Annotated in this window: 6 protein-coding genes; all 6 read right to left on the bottom strand. The window is 52.4% G+C overall.

Annotated elements, in window-relative coordinates; genetic code table 11:
* Positions 1-17 precede the first annotated feature (17 nt).
* The 6 genes from ACCI51_RS13710 to ACCI51_RS13685 all read right to left on the bottom strand — a co-directional run bounded on the left by ACCI51_RS13710 (position 18) and on the right by ACCI51_RS13685 (position 22,713).
* Entirely contained in the window at positions 18-443 is a 426-nt protein-coding gene (locus ACCI51_RS13710; protein ID WP_371844094.1) for a GTP pyrophosphokinase, read from the bottom strand.
* Positions 443-1,996, bottom strand: a complete 1,554-nt coding sequence (locus ACCI51_RS13705) for a hypothetical protein (protein WP_371844092.1) — start codon at positions 1,994-1,996, stop codon at positions 443-445. The genes ACCI51_RS13710 and ACCI51_RS13705 overlap by 1 nt, the downstream gene beginning before the upstream one ends.
* A 517-nt stretch (positions 1,997-2,513) precedes the next feature.
* On the bottom strand, positions 2,514-2,777 hold the full coding sequence (locus ACCI51_RS13700; RefSeq protein ID WP_299582874.1) for a DUF7660 family protein: 264 nt from the start codon (positions 2,775-2,777) through the stop codon (positions 2,514-2,516).
* Positions 2,774-4,015, bottom strand: coding sequence for a hypothetical protein (locus ACCI51_RS13695; protein ID WP_371844090.1), 1,242 nt, complete (start codon positions 4,013-4,015; stop codon positions 2,774-2,776). The genes ACCI51_RS13700 and ACCI51_RS13695 overlap by 4 nt, the downstream gene beginning before the upstream one ends.
* A 417-nt stretch (positions 4,016-4,432) precedes the next feature.
* A complete protein-coding gene (locus tag ACCI51_RS13690; RefSeq protein WP_371844088.1) occupies positions 4,433-9,676 on the bottom strand; it encodes an OmpA family protein in 5,244 nt (1,747 codons plus the stop codon).
* Positions 9,676-22,713, bottom strand: coding sequence for an isopeptide-forming domain-containing fimbrial protein (locus ACCI51_RS13685; protein ID WP_371844086.1), 13,038 nt, complete (start codon positions 22,711-22,713; stop codon positions 9,676-9,678). Before ACCI51_RS13685 ends, ACCI51_RS13690 begins: the two co-directional genes overlap by 1 nt.
* Positions 22,714-22,727 lie beyond the last annotated feature (14 nt).

Below are 22,727 nucleotides of genomic sequence, written 5' to 3'. Positions count from 1 at the left end.
TTCCCGGCTGACCAGCCTTATCGAGAGGCTCTCAAGTAACTGAAGGCATCGTAATATTTTTTAACCCTACGCAGATCCGACTCCCCAAGCAGCTTCAACCTGGTTACATCTAGATTATCCTGAAGATCACACATCTTAATTTTAGCAGCAAGATTATTTCCTTTAATTTTTTCAATGTAATCCATATAACTCTCCCCATCTTGCTTGGTTAGACAAGCTAAAGCATCGACAACCCTGCGGGAAAAACCATAGCTTTTAAGATCCTCAACACTCGTACTGCTATCTTCTAATACATCGTGTAGCACAGCAACAATCTGTTCCTCTTGAGAAGACATTTTTAGTGCCAAGCGTAATGGGTGCAGTATATATGGCTTACCGGATTTATCTTTCTGACCAAAATGGGCTTTATTAGCAATCATAATTGCTGTATCTAAATCAGACATCAATTCCCCTCCTCTTTACCCTTTAAGTAAAGCTCCCTAGAGATCGCCTCCCCATATAACAGTGCATCATTGAATAAACGGTTATCATGCGGAACAAAATCTGAAGACTCACTTTCACCATAAAACTTTCTAAATATTTTTCTTTTTTTACCCCCCCTTCGAAACATAACAGACTCGTATGGATAGTCAATATAAATATCCTTAGCGTCTAAGTTACTACTCTTTTCAAATGGCATTACTATAGGCCTGATTTTGTTATAGTAATTTTTACTTTCAGATTCTATTTCTTTTCTGCGTGGATCATCCACCTCTAAAGACCGCCACCTTTCATAATATATATGTCCTTTTCCTCCTTTTACAGGGGCCCACTCTTCTATCGAATCATATGTAACTTCCCCCAACAAGATCCTTGCTATCTCTGGTGCTTCTTTTGCGTAGATCATCTCGGGTGAATTCACTTGTATTTCTCCGGTTAAACCAATCCTTGTTTCGATTTTTGAATTGATGCCACTGTAACCCAATGGATCTCGGGCTCCATCTATAACCTTTACACTGGCACCTTTAGTTCGAAGCAGTGCAGCCACTGCTGGAATTTTATCCTGAGAAACGATAATTGTGTTCCTCGCCAGATCACTTATACGCGTTGGATCACCACCATAGTCATTAATTATTTTATTTTGGGCTCTCTCTAGCGACTTAATTGGCACTTTAGCAACTAGACCATTCGTCCTAGCGGCGATTTCATCCGCTAAAATATCAATTTCCATTTTTGCCGCTGGTGCCTTTGCATATATCTCATCAAAACCCTCAATCCCATTACAATCTAACCCCGGTGGATGAGCACAAGTAACCAGATTAGACATAGAGCGACTTTGATTTTCCCTATCCCATAACCTATTCAGATGCGGCTGGCTACTCCCTCCGTATTGTCGGCTATAGTACTCGGGTTGTTTATAATACAGCCTGACTTCTTCATCGAACCACAGACCCTGAAAGGGAGCAGGCTGATCCACTCGAATACTATCGAACGCGATAATATTGTCATAAGGCTTATAATCATGGCGCCATGACGATTGTGCTTCCTGGCTGGTGAGGTTTTTACATCTATTACCACAGCAGGTAAGGAAACCGACTTTTACATAGGTGGCATGTTCCCCTTGCTTGAAATCAGCGGTGGAAACGAATGAAGTACGAGCATTGACGAAGGGAGGGGATACAAATGGTTTGGCATTACGACCCTCTACCTGAGTCAACTGATCATAGATACCGTAATTGGCGCTATTAATCACTTTGCAGTGCCCGATGAAATTTTTTCTGGTGATATTAAAAGTTAAGAGGACGCTGGGCTGTACACCAACGCGCAACCACCTTTTTGCCCCATCAATATCAAGGGCTCTTGGTAATGCCTGAGACGGTAAATGCCACGTACCTATAACCAGTCGGTTTTGTGAGCCTCCAGACTCAGCAACAGCATGTGACGGTACCAATAGGGCTTGGATTGAATAAATGACAAGTAGAAATACTCGGCAATAGAATACTGAACAGGTTCGCATTTACCAACTCCGCCAGCTAAAACTAAGTTTGTTTATAGTTTAGCTGGGCAGAGAATTGCACTGCTTGAAATATCCAGAATTACAATCACATAAAGCGTTTAACAAATTAAAGAATCGACATATTACGTCGACTAGTAGTAGCTAGTCAGTCAGATGGCCAAATCCGGCCGGAAAGGTTGATTGTGATAGCTACTCACCCAGAAATGTTAGACAAGGGATATATCAACAATGGCGTCTCATAATAACCAGTCAATTGACGCAATGTTTAAACGGACAATCCGGTTGTGCCGATAGCTCTAGAAGTACCAGAGGTGTCAAACATAAGACACACAAAAACTATGCATAGTCAAGATGGCAGTGTAAGAGCTTCTCGATCATATTAATCACCTCCAGAGCACAGACTGTAACTTGTATTTAGCATGAGGTAAGCTGTCAGTCTTTTTTTGAGTATTCGGAGTTAAGAGAAAGATATTTCCTCCGAAATTAAACAGCGAAGTCATTGAACTGCAGATAACCACTACTCATAGATTCTGGCAGCATAGATAATTTCAGCAAAAATTTTCCAAGGGACATCCTGAGGAACATCTCTACCTAGATTTATATAATAACCATCCATATCTTTGGACCAGGCTGCCATCGCCTCAAGAAAGCTTTCTAAATCCGTATTCTCCCAATTTGAAGCATTTTCTTTATAATCATCAAGGATATCCATGACAAATTCAGAAAAATCGCTTTTTGATCCAATCTTTTGAAGGCTTTCATCTAAATTGAATTCTTTCATAAATCATCCTCTCGTATATGAATGGATGTACCATCATTGCGACTCGTAAATTTAAATGATCGTGTTGCAATCTCTAATGGTGTGGCAGGCCTTACGCGTATCGGACTTCCAGCTTCCTGGAAAGCTTTGAGCCTTCGGTTATCTAAAGAGTAAATTTTCCCAGCACGGATCAACACCCGTATCGGAGGTACATCATCTGCTGTTAATTTTCCACTTTTAAGATCATATGATAAGTCTCTAACTTTCTGGCCATTTTTAAAGGTTGACTTAATGCTATCCTGAGTAAATCTGATCGCCTTAGGGTTCATCAATCCCTCTCGAATTACTCCAACTCTTGTAGTTGTTACCCAGTCGCTATAGACCCTAGAATTATTGCTTTTGAAGTAGGCTCGGATACGATATTGGTAAGAACCACTTGCCAATGGTGTACCCCCCTCACCTGTCAGGGTTATTGGGCCAACACTTGTTCCCGAATAAATGCTGGTCCAAGTTGAGCAGTCATCTTTACATTGCTCAATTTCATACCCTGTAACTTTTTCAGCAGAATTGGGAGTATCCCACCGAAGACTGATAGTCCCCTCTGATTGCGAATTGTCAGTGGGCGTGATTAAGGTTAAAGGGATTGGTTGCAGAAGCGGCAATACTATTTGCTCTCGCTCCTCCCCTCCTCCATAGGCGATAACATTAATTGGTGCGGGAGGAGAGTTTATTTCATTATTTTGCCTACCCTTTGAGCAGCCACCACAACCAGAGCTACTAATGAACGCAGCTTTAGAACCCAAAAATTCTATAGATTGCCTTTTATAATAAGGCAAGCGCTGCGAAATTTTAATGGATCTCAACCAAGAGTTAGCAAGTCCTCCTGCTTGGCTTATTGTTGTAGCACTTGCGGCACTTGGATCCCCTAAAATAGAGAAGCATATTGTCACTGACTTAGTATCGATCTTGTCGAAGATCGTATTGAGATGTCTATAGCAACACCGGCTTATATCGATTGTGTATATATAAATCGCACTGTTAGTAAGATAACCGGCCCTTAAACAAGTACTATCTTTGCTGCCTTGTGCCTCCCTCCTAAGAGCATCAATACCACCCCCTACATCTAGTGCATGGGCAGACACTTTAATCTCATATTCACCTGATTTTGAGATTATAAATTCAGAGTGGCTGCTGGCAAAGACTAGAGAAGAATGAAGAAAAAAGAAAAAACACAGAATAAAACGTAAACTTAAAGACACAACAACCACCAAAAATTCTGCATTAGTGAAGGTGTATGGTTGAGAAACGCTCTTAAGCTACCCAAAGCCTATTTTCTAAACGGGAATTATAGGTTAAACCGGAAGGGAAATAGTGAAGCAGAAGGAATATACAGTCAGATTCCAAACAGGCTTATTTATAGACCATGCAGCTCGATCCACATGAATTATGATTAACAAACTGAAAAGTGCGTATTTTTCACTCTATGCAAAAGCTGAATAGTAATAACGGTGTTATTGCGGAATGATAATTGAAGGCGTAGCCAGGGGAAGAGTGTAGCAGGCTCCCCATTTTAAATAGAGAGCCTTAACGTTATGCGATGGAAAATAATTCGTGAAAGTCATTTCGATTTTTCGAAAACTAAAATGGGAAAGCCCGGCTTCCGCCGGGCCCCATCATCACAACTTCCCTACAATATTCACAAACACCCCCTGGCTGTCGTAATCCAGCTGGGTGAGATCATCAGAGAAGTCGGTAAAGTTATAGCCCACCCCCAGCTTGAGGTGATCGCCGATATGGCGATATAGGCCAATTAATGCACCGCTCTTACTATCCTGGGCATCGGGTAAGTCGAGCAAGCGGCCTTCAATTAAGAGGTCCCAGCGTTTTACAAAATGCCAGTCGGCACGCAGCACGTAGAGGCTGGCACGGCTGTCGAAGAACTCTGGATCTTCTCGGTCGAGGCTGAGCTGGCCGAGGCGATAGGCGTACTTGGCACCCAGAGTCCAGCGGTGGGTAAGATCATAGCTGGCGTCTGCGGAGAAAATATGGCTCTTTTGGATAAACTCCGCCGAGGTGTTCTCTACCGTAACCTGATCTTGTGTGGGTACGTTATAGAAATAGGTGTATTTCAATAGCGTATTGAGGCGGTCGTGATTGACCGGGCGGTAGGCATAGCCCATAACGGCTTCGGTAAACTTGCCATCGTAAAACTCGCCCTGGGAACTTTTACTATCGGAGTAATTGAATTTTCCGACCAAACGCCAGTCGGGATTGAGTTGATAACTCAGGGTATTTTTCAGCAGCCAGGTATCACGCTCAGATTCCAACACGGTGTTTTCGTCCAGTGCGGTTTCCATGGCATCGGTGCGGTATTCCACAGCAGAGGCGAGACGGATTTCGTCCAGACTGTAGCCCATATTAAAGCCAAGGGCGTTGCGCTCGGTTTCAGCACCGGTACGCGGGTCTTCCAAGGTGCCCGCTTCTACCGTGGTGCCGTAGGTCCAGCGGTCGTTGGGCGCCAGGTCCATACCCAGGGCGTGGGTCAGACCAGTGGATACGTCACCGTGGCTGTAGCGCTCTTCGCCGTACATGCTCAGTGTATCGGAGTAGCGGCTGCGGAAACCGGTACTCATATTACCCTTGCGCGCGCGTACGCCGGTATCACTGCGCTCGTTATCGAGAGTGTAATTCATGTAAAGACTGGTTCGGTCACTCACCAGGAAATCCGTTCCCAGGCGCGCGGCCATGCCGGTATCGCCACTGGAGACTTCGCTATCCATGGTGAGACGATCGCTCACCCGGTAGGCGCCACCCAATCCCACACGATTATTTTCCTCACGGGTGCCCGTCACCTCCATGGTGCCCTGCACAAAACCGAAGGCGCTCCAGTTTTCACCAGAATCGTAACTGGCCTCCACGGCCATATCCGTGCGGTCACCCTGAGTTTGCGTAGCGGCAACCACCGTGGAATAGTCCTCGCGACTGTCGGTGCGCACCCCGGAGCTGAGTCGCCAGTGGTCATTGAGGCGATAGCCGAGCATCAGGTCTGTGGCACTGGTGTGCAGCCCAAATTCCTCTTCTTTGTTATCCGCCTTGAGTCCTACATCAAAGCTTTCACCGAGAGGCAGGTTAAAACCCGCTCCGAACTGAGTAGTTTCGCCCTGGGCGAATTGACCGGGGCCGGAAAATCCCGCTTCGCGCAGCTGGTGATAGAAATTACCGGAACCACGCAGGCTTTCGAAAAAGTCACTGAGCTGAAAACTGCCTTCTACCTTGCTTGCCCCCGCTGAGGCCTCAGGGTCGAAGATTTGACCATTGTCAAAAGTGAAGCCGCCATCCAGAGAGCTTGTGCTATCGAGGTTGCCGCCTTCGCTGTTGGCCACTTCAACTTTTAGCCAGCTGCCGGCGGTTTTGCGCAGGGTCAGATCAAAGCCCTGCAGAGCGGTTTCGCTGTCATCCTCATCCTGTTGCGTACCGCTGATACCCAGTTTTACATGGTCACCAAACCAGTAGTGGGCGCGCCCACCAAAGGCCAAGGTGTCCATATCCTCAAAACCGGGCGTGTATTCGTAGCGGGCCACCAGGTATTGGGGGTTGCCGTTATAGGAGCCATCCTGAATCAACAAATTATCGTTAGCCAGGGCGGACAGAGGCTTGTTCAGCAGTACCCGGCCTTGAATATAATCAACATCGTAATCAATTACCGGGGAGAGATTTTTTACGGCCAGTACCAGGCCGGAGTCTTTATCCCGCACTTCAACACGCAGACGCTCGGAGCCGTTGAGAATATCCTGGTGGCGCAGGAAATACAGCGAGCCGCCAGTTCCACGGTATTCATCGCGACCGGCAATGGTACCGGGCTCAGCGCCGAAGGCATCCACCTGCAAACGCTTTTCTCCGAAGCTGGTCATGGCATCACTTTCGAAGTGGCCGTTGGCTCCATAGAGCGCACGGTCTATCTGCGCCAGTTCATTATCGGCATAGGTGGCTTTGAAGTTACCCCATAGACCGTAGTCATCGTACTTGGACAACTTTACATAAAACTTGCCAGAGGTGGGGGCGTCTTCAACGACGGTGGAGTCATCGCCGAAAGTGGGGTAGTAGAGGTCGCTGTCTAATCGACGGAAAAGTGCCTCAGGGGACTTTTCCATAAAGTTGGAAAAAAGATCATCGACCGGCCCCTCTTCGGTATCGGCACTGGCGGCAAGACGCCAACCCTCACCGAAACCACCACTGGTGTAAAACGCCAGGCGGCCATCGTAGCTTACGGAATTGTCGTAGTGGGTTTCATCGCCGGACACCAAGGCTGCGGGGCCATTGGTTTTATCGTAGCCGATTGTGAGGTCGGCAATACCCACGGTGAACCAGTCGTTTTTGGCAAATTCCAAATCGCGCAGGAACAATTCACCGTTGCCCTCGTCATCCAGAATGGCCACTTCAACAGTGTGCACACCGGGGTCAAAAATCTGCTCGGCCACAAATTGCCCCTGGTCATTGACCGGCACCGGATTACCCGCCAGCCATACCGTATGGTTCGACGGCACCTGAGCGCCGTTGACCAGCACACTGTTGCCATCCAGGGGAATATTTCGACGCGCTAAGCGATTCTCGCCGTAGCCCACCAAAAGCTCTTCGGCAACATCCACGTCCTCAGGGGATTTCTCTACATTGTCCACCAGCCACAAAGTCTGCTCGGCGGTTTCATCAAAGCGGCCTTTTTTATCGTATACGCGCAACACGTAGTGCAGTTTTTTCAGCGGAGCTTGAAATTCGGTAAATTCCGCAAACCACTCTCCTTCTCCGTGCTGATCCAGAGGCACCACGGCAACAGGGGTATCGCGCAGGGATTGCCCATCCTCGAACAGGCGCACCTCGGCCCAACCAATAAAGGAGGGGTAATTGGTATAGCTGCGAAATACTACGCGGTTATCGGCCACCTCGGTGTTCGGGTTATCCGCATAGCGTATGGTGTTGGGCCAGGCGGTAATATTCAGGCGCGGCTGCATTTTTTTGTTATCGAAGCGGAACTGGATATTGGCATTATCCAGGGCCACATCGGTACAGCGCTGTAGGTCGGCGGAATTTTTATAGGGATCGTATTCCGGGCTGCCATCCACGGTGATACGCATTAAATTGAGTGCGTAGGGATTATTGGCGATGGCCTCGCGGTTAATGCGCTCAATTTCCAGGCGGTCGCTCTCTGCCAGGATCGCCAGCTCATCGTAGAGCACCTGCACTTCCACTCGCGCGCCTTCATCCAGGGTAAAGCCGTTGGCCACTACATCGTCGGATTGCACATAGCCGCGCCCCTCGAATTCCACCTGGGCATCTTCGAGATCGAGAAGGTCTTTTACTTGCTCCATTGCGCGACGGGCGCGAGCGCCGGACAGGCCGACATCATCGCCGTAGACCATGGCCTCGCGGCGTTCCATACGCTTGTTTTCGCTGTAGCCGATAAAGCTCAAACGCACATTGGTCTTGCTGGCAATTTCCCCCATAGCGGCACGGATTTGGGTTAACTGTGCCTGGGTAATAATCGGATCGCCGTTATCAAAACGGATCGGAGCAATATCTCCACGCAAAGATTCATGCGCGATGGTAATGGTTTCCGCAGCCGCCGCCTCCGGGCAGGCCTGCACGCCATCTACCGCCACCTCAAGTGGATCGTCGTACCAGAATTCCACTTCCACACGGCGGTTAAGAGCGCGGCCCTTGGGGGTATCATTGGCGGCAATAGGCTGGCTGGCCCCCTTGCCGCTGCTCGTAAGCATGACATCCGGCAGGGCCAAAGCATCGCGCACCGCCAGAGCCACACGGCGGGCTTCGCGGTGGGATTTTTCCAGATAAGTATTGTGCTGCGCTTCAGAGCTTTCGCCTACCTGCAGCGGCAACGCATCGGTATGACCGACAAAGTGCACAACCAGATTATTTTTGTTCGCCAAATTGGCACGCACTTCGCGGATGCGCCGTATAAACGCTTCCGGCAGTTGCGCCTGCCCCGCCTGCCAGCGCAGCGGTGTCACCAGGTTTTTTAGGCGCGCACGCTGCTCGCTGCCGGCGGTATAGTTGAGCCGGCACACCGTTTCCTGACGGCACACTTTCACGCGGTTGAGTGCCAATGCCTCGACGCGGGCGCGAGCGGCCATGGCCGCTTCATCCAGCGCATCGTAGATCACCTGCACCTGCACTCGACGGTTCAACGCTCGCCCGGTTGTGGTGATATTGTCGACCATCGGCTCTACATCGCCACGGCCTTCCACCGCAATCATGTCCTCTGGAAGATCCAGGGCCTGCTGAAAAAAGTCCGCCACCCATTGAGCGCGCGCCCGAGTAAAGTCTTCTTTACTCTCAAAGCCCTCCATAAGTTCTTTTTTTATCGGGTCGGAATCGGTATGGCCGATAAAGTGCAACTTGAAATTGGGCGTTTCACCCAGCTCGTTCAGTTTTTCCCGCAATACTTCAATGGCTTCCGGGGACACGTCATCATCCACAGCGGAAAACTGCAGTGGTTCGATAAAATCTTCCACCACAATCGGGTCTAGCGGGGCAATAAAAGACCCCGCATCCTGTAACCACTGTTTTGCAGGCGTACCCAGTAACATGGTTTCTGTGTTACTACCGATGGGCATTTCTTCAAATCCCGCCTGGGGCTCCTCCACTTCTGGAGACAAACCGGGAATTTTTTGCCACACCTGCCACCAGCTGGTTTCCGGGGGCTCGCCAATATCCGCATCGGCTTGCTGCTGCGCCTGAGCGGGCAGCGTCAGGGCCAGAGCGATCGCTGTGGCGAGACAGCGCTCGCGACGGCGAAAAATACGGACCATTTTTTCCATTGAAGTCATGGAGCCATTGGTGTCGGATCTGCGTGCATCAGGCCGACCCAATGTATTGCGCTCTTTCTTGCACTCTGCAAAGGACATTACTCCCAGCCTCCTTTGCTGGGCGGCGCTCCGCGCCGCCAGAACACTTCAGTTTCAATAGTCAATTCGTAGTCGCCATAACTGCGCGCCCACTGCTCGGCAATATCGGCCTTAATTGTTTGCAAACGCTCTTCCACCAAATCCGGGTCTTCATTTTCCGCGAGGTAAGACAGGCGCAATACCGAGGGAGCCTCACTGAGTTTCTCCAACAACAGCTCTACACGGGACTGCCACTGGGGACGCATCTCGGTAGTGCCCGGCTCGAATACCGCCTCGGCCATATCCAGGCGCACCACCCGATGCAGGCTGGCCCCAAAGTTAAACTTCACCATCTTGCCTCGGGTCGCACGCACAACACGCGGGTTTTCCGTGGTGAGACGATAGCCGCTGGGCAGGCTGCGGTCGTCGAGCTTGAGCACAAAATTGGAACCGCGATCCGCATTCGGCACCACCGCACAGGTAATGTGGAAGCGACCGTGGGCGTCGGCGGTGGCATTCAGGCCGGTTGCGCTAACCACTCGCGCACCGGGTAGGCCGCCTTCACCGGCATCCTGGTAGCCGTTCATATTTTTATCGTCGAAGACTTTGCCGATCACATCGGTACAGTCGAAAGTGGGATCCGGCACCACACGCACAGTAGCCGAGGCTTCACCGGAAGCCACCTGGCCGGAGAGCTGGTTATACATGCGCGCGCGGTTAACATATTTGCCCTCGCCCACACCGGAGCCCACCACCAACAGCAGTTTCAGCTCGCGGGTCTGATCGGCTTCCACGCGCAGGTCAGACCAGATCAACTGCAGCCCATTCATCACCGGCTCCACCGGTTCACCATCGAGGCGTGCCGAGCCAGCCACGTACTTAAAGCCCGCGGGGAAGAAATCCACCAGCTGCAAATCCGTGAGTGGTATCGGCAGGGTGTTGCCAAAGGTGATGGTATAGGGCACCAGCTGGCTGCGTGTCACATTCAGCATGGCCGCAGTTTTGGTAATAGAGAGCGCACCTTCGATGTGCGGGTCCATAGCGATATGGTTATTGAACAGCTGGCTGTCTCCCGGAATCTGCTGATCATCCAGGGTCAAGCGCAGGTAGTAGTCCGTAGCCGCATCGCGTGCTTCAATATCCAGCGGTGGGTGCCAGGGGGACTGCTGCACTTCACAGTGCTGCGCGGTGCCCGGCACCATGTCGGCATTACTACCCAAACAGGCGCCCACATCGAAACCTGCCGTTTCTTTATTGGTCTGTGCCGGAATAATCAGAGATTCCCCGCCGACAAAATTGTCATCGGCGATTTCCACCTGAATCAGGTAATCGGCGTTGGTCGGACAAGCCGCATCATCGAAATTGATATCGAACTTGTAGTAGCCGCCGGCACGGGTCACCTGGCCTTGCTGTTTTTCGTCATCAAAACAGCGAGCTGGCAATTCCTGACCAGAGCTGGCTCGCAGCATCGTCAGAGCGGCGCCGCTCATGGCTTCACGCAGTACCGAGTTATACACTACGCCGTTGGGGGTAAGCGGCAGATTGAGGTTCTGCGGATTGGCTCCAGAGCCCACAAAGATCTCGCGGATACGCTGCGGACCATTGCTGAAGTCGGAAACCGGGTTACCCAAAGAAGCGCTGGTTTCCGTGGCGTCCGGTGCGGTGTAGCGCATCTCATAACTGGAACCGCCGGTACCATTGGGCATCAGCCCCTGGAACTGGAAGTAACCTTTTTCATCGGTTTGAATGGTTTCCAGCAGCGCATCGTTGAAATACAGATCCACGGCCCAGTTCAACAACAGGCGTTCGTCCGTATCCGCCCGATTATTGAAATTCACATCGTGCCACAGGTAACCCGCCAAATTGGCGATACCCGGCGTGCCCCCCACATCGATGGCAACACTGGCTTTCTCACTGGAGAAAGGTGTACCCCACTGTACTTCGGCGGTGTTCACCACTGTGTGGCCGATGGCCAGATCTTTGTTGAGCGTGGCGTGGAAGCGCAGAGTGACGGCGGCTCCCGGTGCTAAATCGCCATATTGGTCAGAATACGCCGCTTTGAGTTCAGTGCCGTTAACGGCAACGCCCTGGGGGCGGCCATTGAGCAGAGCGGAGCTGTCCACATAGCGGAGGGCCGTGCCGGCAGTGGCCAGGTCATCGATGATAAGGACATCGGATGCGGGTACCGCACCGATGTTTTCCACGGTGACCAGATACTCCAGCTGTGTGCCGGCCTCGGCGGCACCGCCACCGACGACCGCGACTTCCTTCACGATCGACAGCAACTGTGCATCCCCAACAACCACCTGGGTGGGCTGGGCACCATTGGTCGGGTTGCCATCGGCATCGGTTAGGGTCAGCGGTAAATCTTTTGCGGCAACGCTGCCCTGGTTGCTGATTACGGTACCGCGCGCTGTACCGGCATCCACCTGTACATCGAAAGTCACGGTAGCGATGCGCCCAGTGGTAATCACCCCTTTATTCGCTGCAGGCAGCGGTGGCGTCAGGTCACTGGAGGAAACTGCCAGACCAGCGGATAGCGGTGAGCTGCCATCGGCGAGGTCTGTCAACACAATACCGTTCAACTTGGTACTGCCAGCCACATAAGTGGTGTTCGCCGGCACCTGATCGGTCAGTGCTACCTGCAGAGCATCGACACCGCCCGCGTTGCTGATAGCAATGGTGTAACGCAACACATCACCGGGATCGACCAGCCCGGCCGAGGTGTTGTCCACGGCGATCGCCACGGTTTTGTGCGCGTTCAATAGCGGCACATCGCCGACGATATCGATCGTGGGATCGTTGGCGGCCGGGGTTGCCGGATCATCCGAAGGTGCCTCTGCGGCGGGACCGCTACCGGCACCATCGGCATTGACGAAGCCCTGGTTGGAAATCACCGTGCCGTCTTTGACGTTATTGATGGTCACGTCAAACGTGACTTCGAGGGCTGCGGCGCCGGCACCGACAAAACCAGCGGCTTCACCGGCGGTATTAATCTCCATACCGGCGGCCAGGGGCGAAGCACCAGCCACATCGGCAATAGCTGTACCATTCAAGGTGGTAGAGCCGGCTACATAAGTGGTGTTGGCCGGCAGCTGGTCACGCAGGGTTGCGTTAACCATGTTTTCGTTACCGGTATTTTCCACCCGCAGGGTGTAGCGCAGGATGTCCCCAGCCATCAGCAGGTCGGCATCACCGGTTCTATCGGCAGAGGTTTTCTGTACCAACAGTACAGGCTCAGATTCGATCACAATCTGAGTGGGATCTTCATCGCCACTCACATCGGCATCATCAACACCGTTGATATTGGGATCGTCACTATCCTGCAAGAGCTGCCCCGGCAGTTGCGCCTGGGCCTGGTTTAGCACCACCGTGCCGCTATCGATCACCTCGGCCAGAGTGACTTCGTACACCAGCTGTATCGCGTCACCAGCATTGCCATTGGCGGCCAGATCCAGATTCTTCACCTGCAGCAGGCCACTGCCGTGTGTGCCGGCCGAGGCATTGGTGCCACTGCTGTCACTGCCCGCCGGCGCCGTCACCAATTGCAGTGAGCCCGATTGGAACAGCGGCAAGTTGTTGAGGCGACCCAGATCATCAGTAATTTCTATACCGCTGACATCCACACCACTGATATTTTTCAGCGTGAGGGTGTAGCGCAGCACTTCTGCCGGGCTGGCCGCAGTGGCCGGGTTCTGTCCACGGCTTATATTTTCCACGGTTTTGTAGAAAGTTACCTTGGGCACGGAGGCATTTACACTGAACACATCCTCGTGATCCAGCACGGCCGGAGTGCCATCGGTGGGCGCCGGGCGTGTGTACTGGCGCGCTTGCGGTGCACTGCTATCCCAGCTGTGCCAGAGCTCTACCCCGGCAATATTAGTGAGCGTGTCACCATCGCGGGTATCCGCATCCAAAGTGGCATCGTAGCTCAGCCGTAGGTGGTGGTCCGCAGCCAGCATTGCCCCAGCACCAATAGAGGTCAGGCTGAGGGTACAGTTGGTCCCATCAAAGGTCGTATTAAAGTCGGTGCCTTCGGTCAGCGTGGCCACCGCGGTACCCGCCCCATCAATAATTTGCGCGGCGAAATTATTGGGTGGCGTTTCACACATACCACCGGGATTATTGTCCGGCAGAATATCGGTCACCGTAATATCCCAGGCCGGACCCGTACCAATATTGTGTAAATCCAAGGTGAAGGTACCGGGCAAACCAGACTGCACACTGGCCGGACCGGTTTTGCTCAGAGTGATCGCCGTGGGTTCCACCACCTGCATATCCAGAGTGGTATTCCCGGCACCGGCACCCTGCCCCTGGGCCGGGTTGTCATTGTCGTAGTTGTAGCTGTAACTGGCGCTGTTACTAAACGTCAGGCCATCCACATTGGGCGGGTTGTTGTCGCGCAGACGCAGGGTGACATCAATCACCACCTGCTCACCCGCCGGTACATCAATACCGTTAGAGCTATCGGCAATAACTAATGCCGTCGCAGAGCCTGTATTTTGCGGAGTAAACGCATTTTTCCCGGACACTTTATCCGCGCGGATAAATTCCAGCTCCGCCGCCGAAGCACTCAGATCGAGCAGCACACTGACATCGTGCAAAGCCGCTGGCTGTGGCGTTTCTGGGATGGTGATGCGGTAATTAAACGGCTCGCCAATGGAGGCCGTTGTCTGAGCATTTTCAATCAACAACGGAGCGGCGTTGGGGGTATTGAACGGCACACCCACTGGCGCCGTGGGGCCATAGTCCTCACGCATATCCACGCTAACCGCAGTCGCGCCCATAGATGGCAAATTATCGTTATCCAGGGAGTAATACGTTTCGATATAGGCGGCATTTTGCAGATTGAGACCCGCCCCCAGATTGGCGTCCGCCTGTACGCGGTACACCATCTGCAGAGTTTGGCCGGGATTAATGGCATAACCCGAGCCGGCAGAGAAATCCCAAACCGCCGCGCCGGTGCCACTATCGAAAGTCAGCCCTGGTGCAGCGGCCGCGGCACCGTTCACACTAATGGACTGTACGCTGACACCGCCCTGGCGCAGGCCGAGGGGAATCAAATCTTTCAAGACCGAATCGTAGGCCGGCGCTGAGCCATTGTTCGTAATGGTAATGGTGTAATCGACAAGATCCCCGGCAGACAAGGTGGTACCGCCGACGGGATTAGCCGTAATCGCGACCGCGAGATCCGGCTGTAACAGGTCCAGGGTTTCATTGTCATTGCGCGTTTCAACACCCGTAGCGGCATCGAAACTAAAAGCCACAGCGTTCGTCAGCGCCGTATTATTGGCCGGCCAGGGGTGTACATCGCGGTTTAAGACCCGCGCGCGGTAGCGCAGTACAAATTCATCGTTAGCCGCATTGTTGTCTCCCGTATTGAGCAGGCTGGCGATATTCCAGCTGAGCGTGGTCGGGCCCACGGCGGGATCACCTGCCTGAACCGGCTCGGCGACATCGCTGTGTACAAAGGGCGCTGAAGCTGCGAAAGGTGCGCTGGTATCGCCATTCATCGACAGAGTGCCCGCGAATACCATGCCCTGCGGCAGGGTATCGACGAACTGTGCATTCGGGGCTGTCCCTTCGGGGAGCGATAAACGCAGCTCGTATTCCACCAAATCACCGACACGCAACTGCGCATCCCCACTGCCGTAACTGTCGTCGACACGGGTTTTGCTCAGGGTACTGTCATTGGCAGCATTCAACTGTGCAGCGATATTTTCCAGCACATAATCATTTAAACCACCGACACCATCAGCCCCGTTGCGCTCGTGAGGACTGCTGTTGTCTTCATCTAGGCTGGTCCACTCGATACGGGCATCGGCGGATAGCGTGGCCGCGGCCAACACCTCGTCCAGAACCACGGCATCAAAGACCAGCAGGCTGTTGTTACCGGCAGCGATATCCAGGTCGCTATTGACTCGATCCCAGACCAGGGTCTGCGCGGTATTGATCCCGTCGCCAGTCACCGCCGGATCGGCTTGGGCGGCACCGGCAACAGTCACGCTGCCGGGCACAAATTGCAGACCCAGAGAGAGTTGCTCACTGATAGCCAGATCGAAAGCCGCGGAATTCTGCGGGTTGCCCGCAGCGGCGAGATCCAGCGTAAAGCGCAGAATATCCCCCGCATCCGGATCGTTTCCGGGGTTGGTTTGGTTGGCCACCGTATTGGTCGCGGACAACTCCGGCTCGACAATGGTCAGGGTTGCTGCGCTACCGACACCGCCGGCCTGTACAGCTCCACCTTTGGTTGCGGCATAGGTATAACTCGCTTCATTGTCGAAGTTATGGCCCGCTTGAGCGGTGGCATTATTCGCCACCCGCGCACGCACTTCAAAAATGGCGACATCGCCGGCCGGAATCATATCCAAGCTCAGGGCGATATTGTTATTACTGGTGTTATCGGTAAATACGCGACCGTTAATTTCCTGTAACTGCACCAATGTCAGGCTGGGGTCCAGCACATCAGTGATGGCTACATCGTGAATTGCCGCAGTGGTCGCACTGCCAGGTACTTGGATGCGATAGACCACTTCCTCGCCCACGGCGGCCGTTTGTGCCGTCTGCAAGGTTTTCTGTGGCGGAGTGACCGCAGTGGCAACGGTGCCCATCGGATAAGGCGTAGGCAGGGGAACCGCCGCGTACTGCTCGGCGCTTTTTGCCGGAAGCGACCAGAATTCATTGACCGTAAAGGTGTTGACCCAGTTTTCACCGCCGCCGATATCTGTGTAAAAACCAATATCGTAATGAATATCCAAACAGGCGCCCGCTTCGATCGGCACCTGCAAGACAAACTGCATAGCGTCACCGCGATTGGCCGGCGCGGTATAACCGTAGTCGGTGCCCTGGATCAGCGCTGTCCCATCCAGGGAAACCCGCAAATTGGCGATGGAGCCTTCATCCATCTGGGTAGCCAAAGCATCGGTCAGAGACAGATCGTAGGCTGGGGCCAAACCGGAGTTGCAGGCGTGCAGGGTAAACTGCATAACGTCATTGGCCGGGTCCACATTCATATGGGAACTGGGCCAGGTAGCATCGCTTTTCTGGAGGCTGTCGATTACCGGCTGCAACACGGTAATGCTGGCGCTGTCCTGCAGTGTACTGGCAGCACCGGTGTAATTGAGTTCAGCGGTATTGGTCAGGGTTGCGGTGGGTGCGGCAATACCCGCTCCAGCAACAACCTTGGCCGTGTACTCGATGACAAAGTGATTGAGATTGCCGAAATTACTGCGGATATCCCCCAGATTCCAAGTCACCGTGCCGGTGTCTCCCGCCGCCGGTACCGCAATCGCCGAGTAAGAATAATCGTTGAGGTTATCATCGTAGGGCGCAGCGGTATCGCCATTCACGCTGACAATAGAGTCGAACGCCAAGCCGCTCGGCAGCGTATCGGTAACCGCCACTGCGGGCGTGGTGCCCGCCTGCAGGTTTAGCGTCAATTGATAGGTGACCGTATCACCTACACGCAGTGTGCCCACCGGCGTGGCGGTATCGGAATCCGCGATCACCGTTTTACTCAGGTTGGTGTTATCCACCGTATCGATACTGGCGTTGGCAGGGCCCACACAGTAATCATCTGGTGCCGAAGTCGCCGGACAACCGGCGCCATCGCGCTCGTAGGCGCGATCATTAATGCTGCTGTTGTCGAGGGAGGTCCAATCCAGCATCACGCTGTTGCTGATGGGGGAACCGAAGACCCCATTTACCTGGGTGCGATAGGCGATTACCAGGGTTTCACCCAGTTGCAGATCCAGGCTGTTATCACCGTTATCGCGGCCCCATACCAGCGGACCGTTGGGCGCTGCCGCCGGTGTGGCGACAAAGCCCGGTACCCCAGCACCGTTAATTTGTGCGGTTGGAGTAAAGCCGGTATCCAACTGCAGCTCCGGCGGCAGTGTATCAACCAGGTTCAAATCAAACGCGGCGGCACTGGAGGCCCGATCGTGGGCCACGGTAATTTCGTATTCCAACACGTCGCCACCCACAGGCAGATTGCCGGGGTTGGTTGCATTGCTGACGGCCTTACTTACCGTCAGCAGCGGTTCCACGACCGTAACCGCTGCGGTGTTGTCATTGAGGTTTTCTGCCGCTCCGGTTTCACCATTGCTGTACGCCACCCCTGCACTGTTACGACGGGAATCACCGTCATTGGTGGCTAGGTCATTGGCAATACGGGCGAAATAGGTAATTCGAATCCGCGGTTCCAGAGTACCGCCGGCGCTGTCATTTTCACTGGCGGTATCCACGCTGCCGATATCCCAGCTGGCATTGCCGGCAGTATTATCGGCGGGGAAGCTTTTAAACGACGCTTCACTGGGCGCACTGCCATTAATCGTTTCAATACCGACAAAATCGTAGGTGATATCGTAGTCACTATTGTGGCTAAGCACATAGCCTTCGGGACTGCCCAGTTGGTCGGTTACCACTACATTCTGGCTGATACCTTCCGGCAGACGAATTTCCAACTGGAATTTCTTGTGGGCGCCAATGGTATTCACCACAGCCGGCTGCAAATCGGTTTTATTAAATTGCAGCGGCAACACCTCTGTCTGGGCGCTGGCATTGGTTTCGTAATCGTTGATTGCGTCGCCGCCATTGGGCAATACGCCGATACGCATACCGTCGGCGGCACCATCGTTGCCAATGGTATTGCTGCTGTTGAGTGCAACATCTTTACCCGGCAGGGACTGCCAGCGAGCCTGGATAGTGTTATCCAGAATTTCATGGGGCTCTACGCCCGGCTCTACGCGTACATCAAAGGTAAACGTCTTGGTATCGCCCACGGCAATCGTGTAATCCGCATTGTTGCGATTCCAGCTAAAAATCGGTGCATTGGCACCCACAGAAGTGACATCGACATTTTGCGGCGGATCATTACCACCGACATTGCGCACGTAAACCAACTTGGTACCGGTCAGGTCATCCAGCACCTGCAGGTTATAAGCCGCCGCAGTGCCGGTATTTTCCGCGGTAACAGTTACCGTGAGAATATCGTCCGCATCGCTATGGGTTACGGCGAAGGATTTGCTGAGCTGTATCTTCGGCTCCAGCACGGTAATTTCATGGGAGTCGAAAGGCACTACGATGTTTCCACCAGCCTCATCCACATAACTCACCTGGGCGGAGGTATAGCCACCACCATTACCCAGTAGATCGCCATCGTCGGTATTGCCGCTGTTTTCAATTCGCGCAATAAATTCCACTGGGAAATCAAACAGACTGCCGGTTACCGTGGTGAGTTCCTGATCACCAAAATCCCATTCCACATAATCCGCGGTACCGGTGCTGGTACAGGTCGCACTAAATGTACCACCGGGAATAAAACCGGCCGCATCATAGGGCGATGCGTTGAGGTTGACGGTTTGCCCCTCAATACAGCGCATACCCGCCGGCAGTTCATCGCGAATCACAAAATTGCGCAATTTAGCCGCCGGTATTTTCGCCGTTAACTGATAGCGAATTTCTTCACCCACAACCGCGGTATCAGCATTAGTGCCACTGGCAGTACCATTAGAAAACTCTAGGGCCTGCTTCGGTTCCGCTTTTACTTCAATAATCTGCATACGCGCTTCGGCATCGGCCGTTTTATAATGACGCGCGCGGCCTGAATCGGGTTTGCCATCGCCGATTCCATCATTATCCGCATCACTATCGATTTGCGTGGCAGTCTGGTGCCCGAAATCCCCTTCCAGGCTGTCGTAGCGGGCATAAAAGGTATTAAGGAATGTTTGCAACGGCGCTACGGAACGATGCGGCTTAACCCGATAATAAAGCGTGACCGAATCACCGGGATTAATTCGCTCCAGTGCTGTGGAATGCTCGTAGGAAAAAGTAATAATGGCTGGCGTACCGCCATCGCTACAATGGCTCGCCTCAGAATAGTTATTTGCACCAGTAGTGGTACCCACTAGACCGTCATCGCCGCTATTGGTCTCAGAGGAACCATCACCATCATTATCCAGGCTATCGCTGTCCAGAGCCTGTACACACATTTGTCCAGTGGGATCGAGGGTATCGGTTACCACTAGATCGTAGGCTGGTGCCCGGTTTACACCGCTATCGAAAGCACGATTCGTCAGAGTCAGGCGGAAAATATAGGTTTGGTCACGGTGGCCTTCGTTGGTGAAGTCCACAAAGTTGGTACAGCTGGCACCGAGGCCATACAAGCTTTCGTTACAAACTTTTTTATCGATTTCGATATGGGGTTCGGAAACCGTGACGGACTCTGACCACTCAGTAATATCCGGGAAACCCGGCACGGTGGTCGGTACGCCATCAATATTGGTCAGAATACCGCTGGTATTATAGTTGTCCACCACAATCGTTTCGGTATCGAATACCGCGGTAAATTGTGCACGCGCATAGTCGGTACTAATGTTCGCATGCTGGTTGGGATCTGTGTTCTCGGTATCCACCGGGTCATTCAGCAATCGCGTGGTCATGTCTGCAAGAAACCAACGGTTGCGCAAGGTTATTTTAGAGGTAACCTCCCAGAGGAAATCGGTCTCACTCAGGGGAATATTCAGCCCCCCGCTTTCCACAATATCGCCGCTGGGAATAACAACACAGTTCGCCTGGGAGATTGGGTGCGGCAAAGTAACATCCGCACAATTCAGTGACGCGTCGGCAATATAACCCTGGCCATCCGGCAGATCATCGTGCATATCGATATCACGCACTTCGATCAGGGTGAATCCGGGTGTGTCAAAACCAAACCAGCCACCGGCCTGGATTTCGAATCGACACTCTTCACCGATCAGAACGCTACTATTGGGAAACCCTGCTTCTGCCGTGAGTTCGTTACATTCATCCGAGCGCTCCTTCACCAGGTTAAAGCCCATCACCCGCGCACGCATACCGTCGAGGGTGTAGTTATTAGCAAGCTGCTCCTTGGGTGTTGTTTCAGTCAGCTCTACTGGATCGGGGGTACCCAGAGGGGTGCCATCAGATAGGGTAATTTCCCCCACTACATCGGCACGGAAAGTAAGATCGTCGTCAGTGGCTGAGTGGTTTTTCTCCACTTGGAAGACAATCCGCTCCGTCTTGCTGGGCTCAATCACGCCATCCAGGTTGGAGCAACGGTAAACCATGCCCGAAGCCGGCAGAAAATCCGGCTGATTCCACAGAGGGTGTTTCGGCACTGTGCCGGGATTGGGTTTACCGACAAGTGTACATGCCCGGTCATTGGACAGTACACGCATGGCTTCACCAAAGGTGACATACACATCGTAATTATCCGCATCATGACCACCATTATTGGTCACATCTACGGTCAACGCGGAGCTACCCACATCCCGCACAATATACAGGGGGTGAACGGTACTGATATCCAGGTCTTCTGGATCCGGTGTTACCGACTGGTTTTCAACCTGTGTAGGCGGATTAGTGCTGGGGCAGAAATCCTCATAGTCAATGGTTAATACATTGTCAGTAAGGCGAATATTGCTATTTGGGTCTTTGCCATTGCCTGCCGACTCCTCCTCCACATCAAGATCAGCCGCCTTGTCGAAAAAGCTGGGTTCCGTAGTAACAATTCGAAAACGAATTTGTATTTCATCTCCCTGACGCATCATATGCTGCTGATCCGGATAATTCGGATGTACAGTGCTACTCAATAGCCGAAACTCCGGCTTGTTGGTCAGAAGGGAATCGGGATCCCACTTCGTTTCCTCCCATTGATTATTCCTGTCGACACGCCACTGTAGAGTATCTACTTTACCTGGATATGTAGCGCTGTAATTCGCTCCATGACCGTCAATGCCGCGGCGCTCGCGGGTAATTTGCGGCAAATAAGTGGTATCGACCACATACTCATCCGGTAAGTCGCTGACGAACTGGATATCCTTGACCGATCCACGGGTCTGGTTATTGATAGTAATGGTTACAAAGCCGGCGGAACCCAGAGGTTGGCTCAAGTTGGTGCCGGTAATAACCTGGGTGATATCTAAAACATCATTAACTCGCGCATACATCGCTTCGGTATCAGACCCTGGTCCAGATCCCACAGCCGGGGAGGAAATCCCCCCCACACCAGTATCATCATCAATTTCACAACCCCACTGCACATCAGACACTGTATTAGTGCCATCGCTACAGGAGGTATTTACTTTACCCACCAAATAGATATTCAGGGTTGAGTTCGCCGGGATATCGGTTCGCCCAGAACCGCCAGAGAAGCTGCCGTTAAGCTCAAAATTATTAATATTATTACTGGCAGAAACACAGCCAGTAGCACCGGGATTATTCCCATTATTATTGGCAATAGATAATGCCGCAGTTTGACTTGAGCAAGCATAATTGATGTCCATATTCGGATTGGTCATCAAATCATCGAAGCGCACATCCTGCATATCTGCAGCACCACCATTCGAAATAGCGATACGCCAGATCACATCGTCATTGATATTGCCGTAAACATTATTGGTGTAATTGGTCTGACCCGCATCGATATTGCGCCCGCGCTTATCGATAGAAGGCAGCGGCTCACGGATAGCCAGCTCCATGCTGTCAGTATCTATGGCTGAATCGCCACAATAATCAAAAGAGGCCGTTGCATTGATAGTGCGATTGTTATTGACCAGATCCTCTTCACGATCAGCCCTACTGCGCACACCGAAAGTAATTCTCAAGCTCGTATTTTCATTGCGCGCGGCAAGTGCGGAAAGATCATTTTGATCCCAACGAAGTGTGGTACCGCTGATGGTAGGTTCGCTCAAAATAGCGCCAGAGCTCACCCAGGTGGAACCGGGAATATATTCCAGTTGCGAAGTCCCCAGATTTTCGGTGACTACAATATTCTCAATATGCTGAGTCCCATTAAAGCCACTGCGGATACCGGGTACATCAATTTCAATCGTAACCTGGCCATCACCACAGAGTTCACACCAGCTATTACTGTAACTATGATCAAGAATATTGAAAAAACTAGGATTGTCAGGCGACGAGGGGCAATTGTGATCCGCTCTGGCCTGCGACGAAAATAAAACAGCCCATATGCACAGCAGCACTAAACCAACAAGTGCATTACTCCAGGATTTCCGTCCAATTACTTCCGACATCATCGTCACTTATC

Source organism: Microbulbifer echini (assembly GCF_041447225.1).
Lineage (GTDB): Bacteria > Pseudomonadota > Gammaproteobacteria > Pseudomonadales > Cellvibrionaceae > Microbulbifer > Microbulbifer echini.
This window is presented reverse-complemented; position numbering and strand designations above follow the sequence as displayed.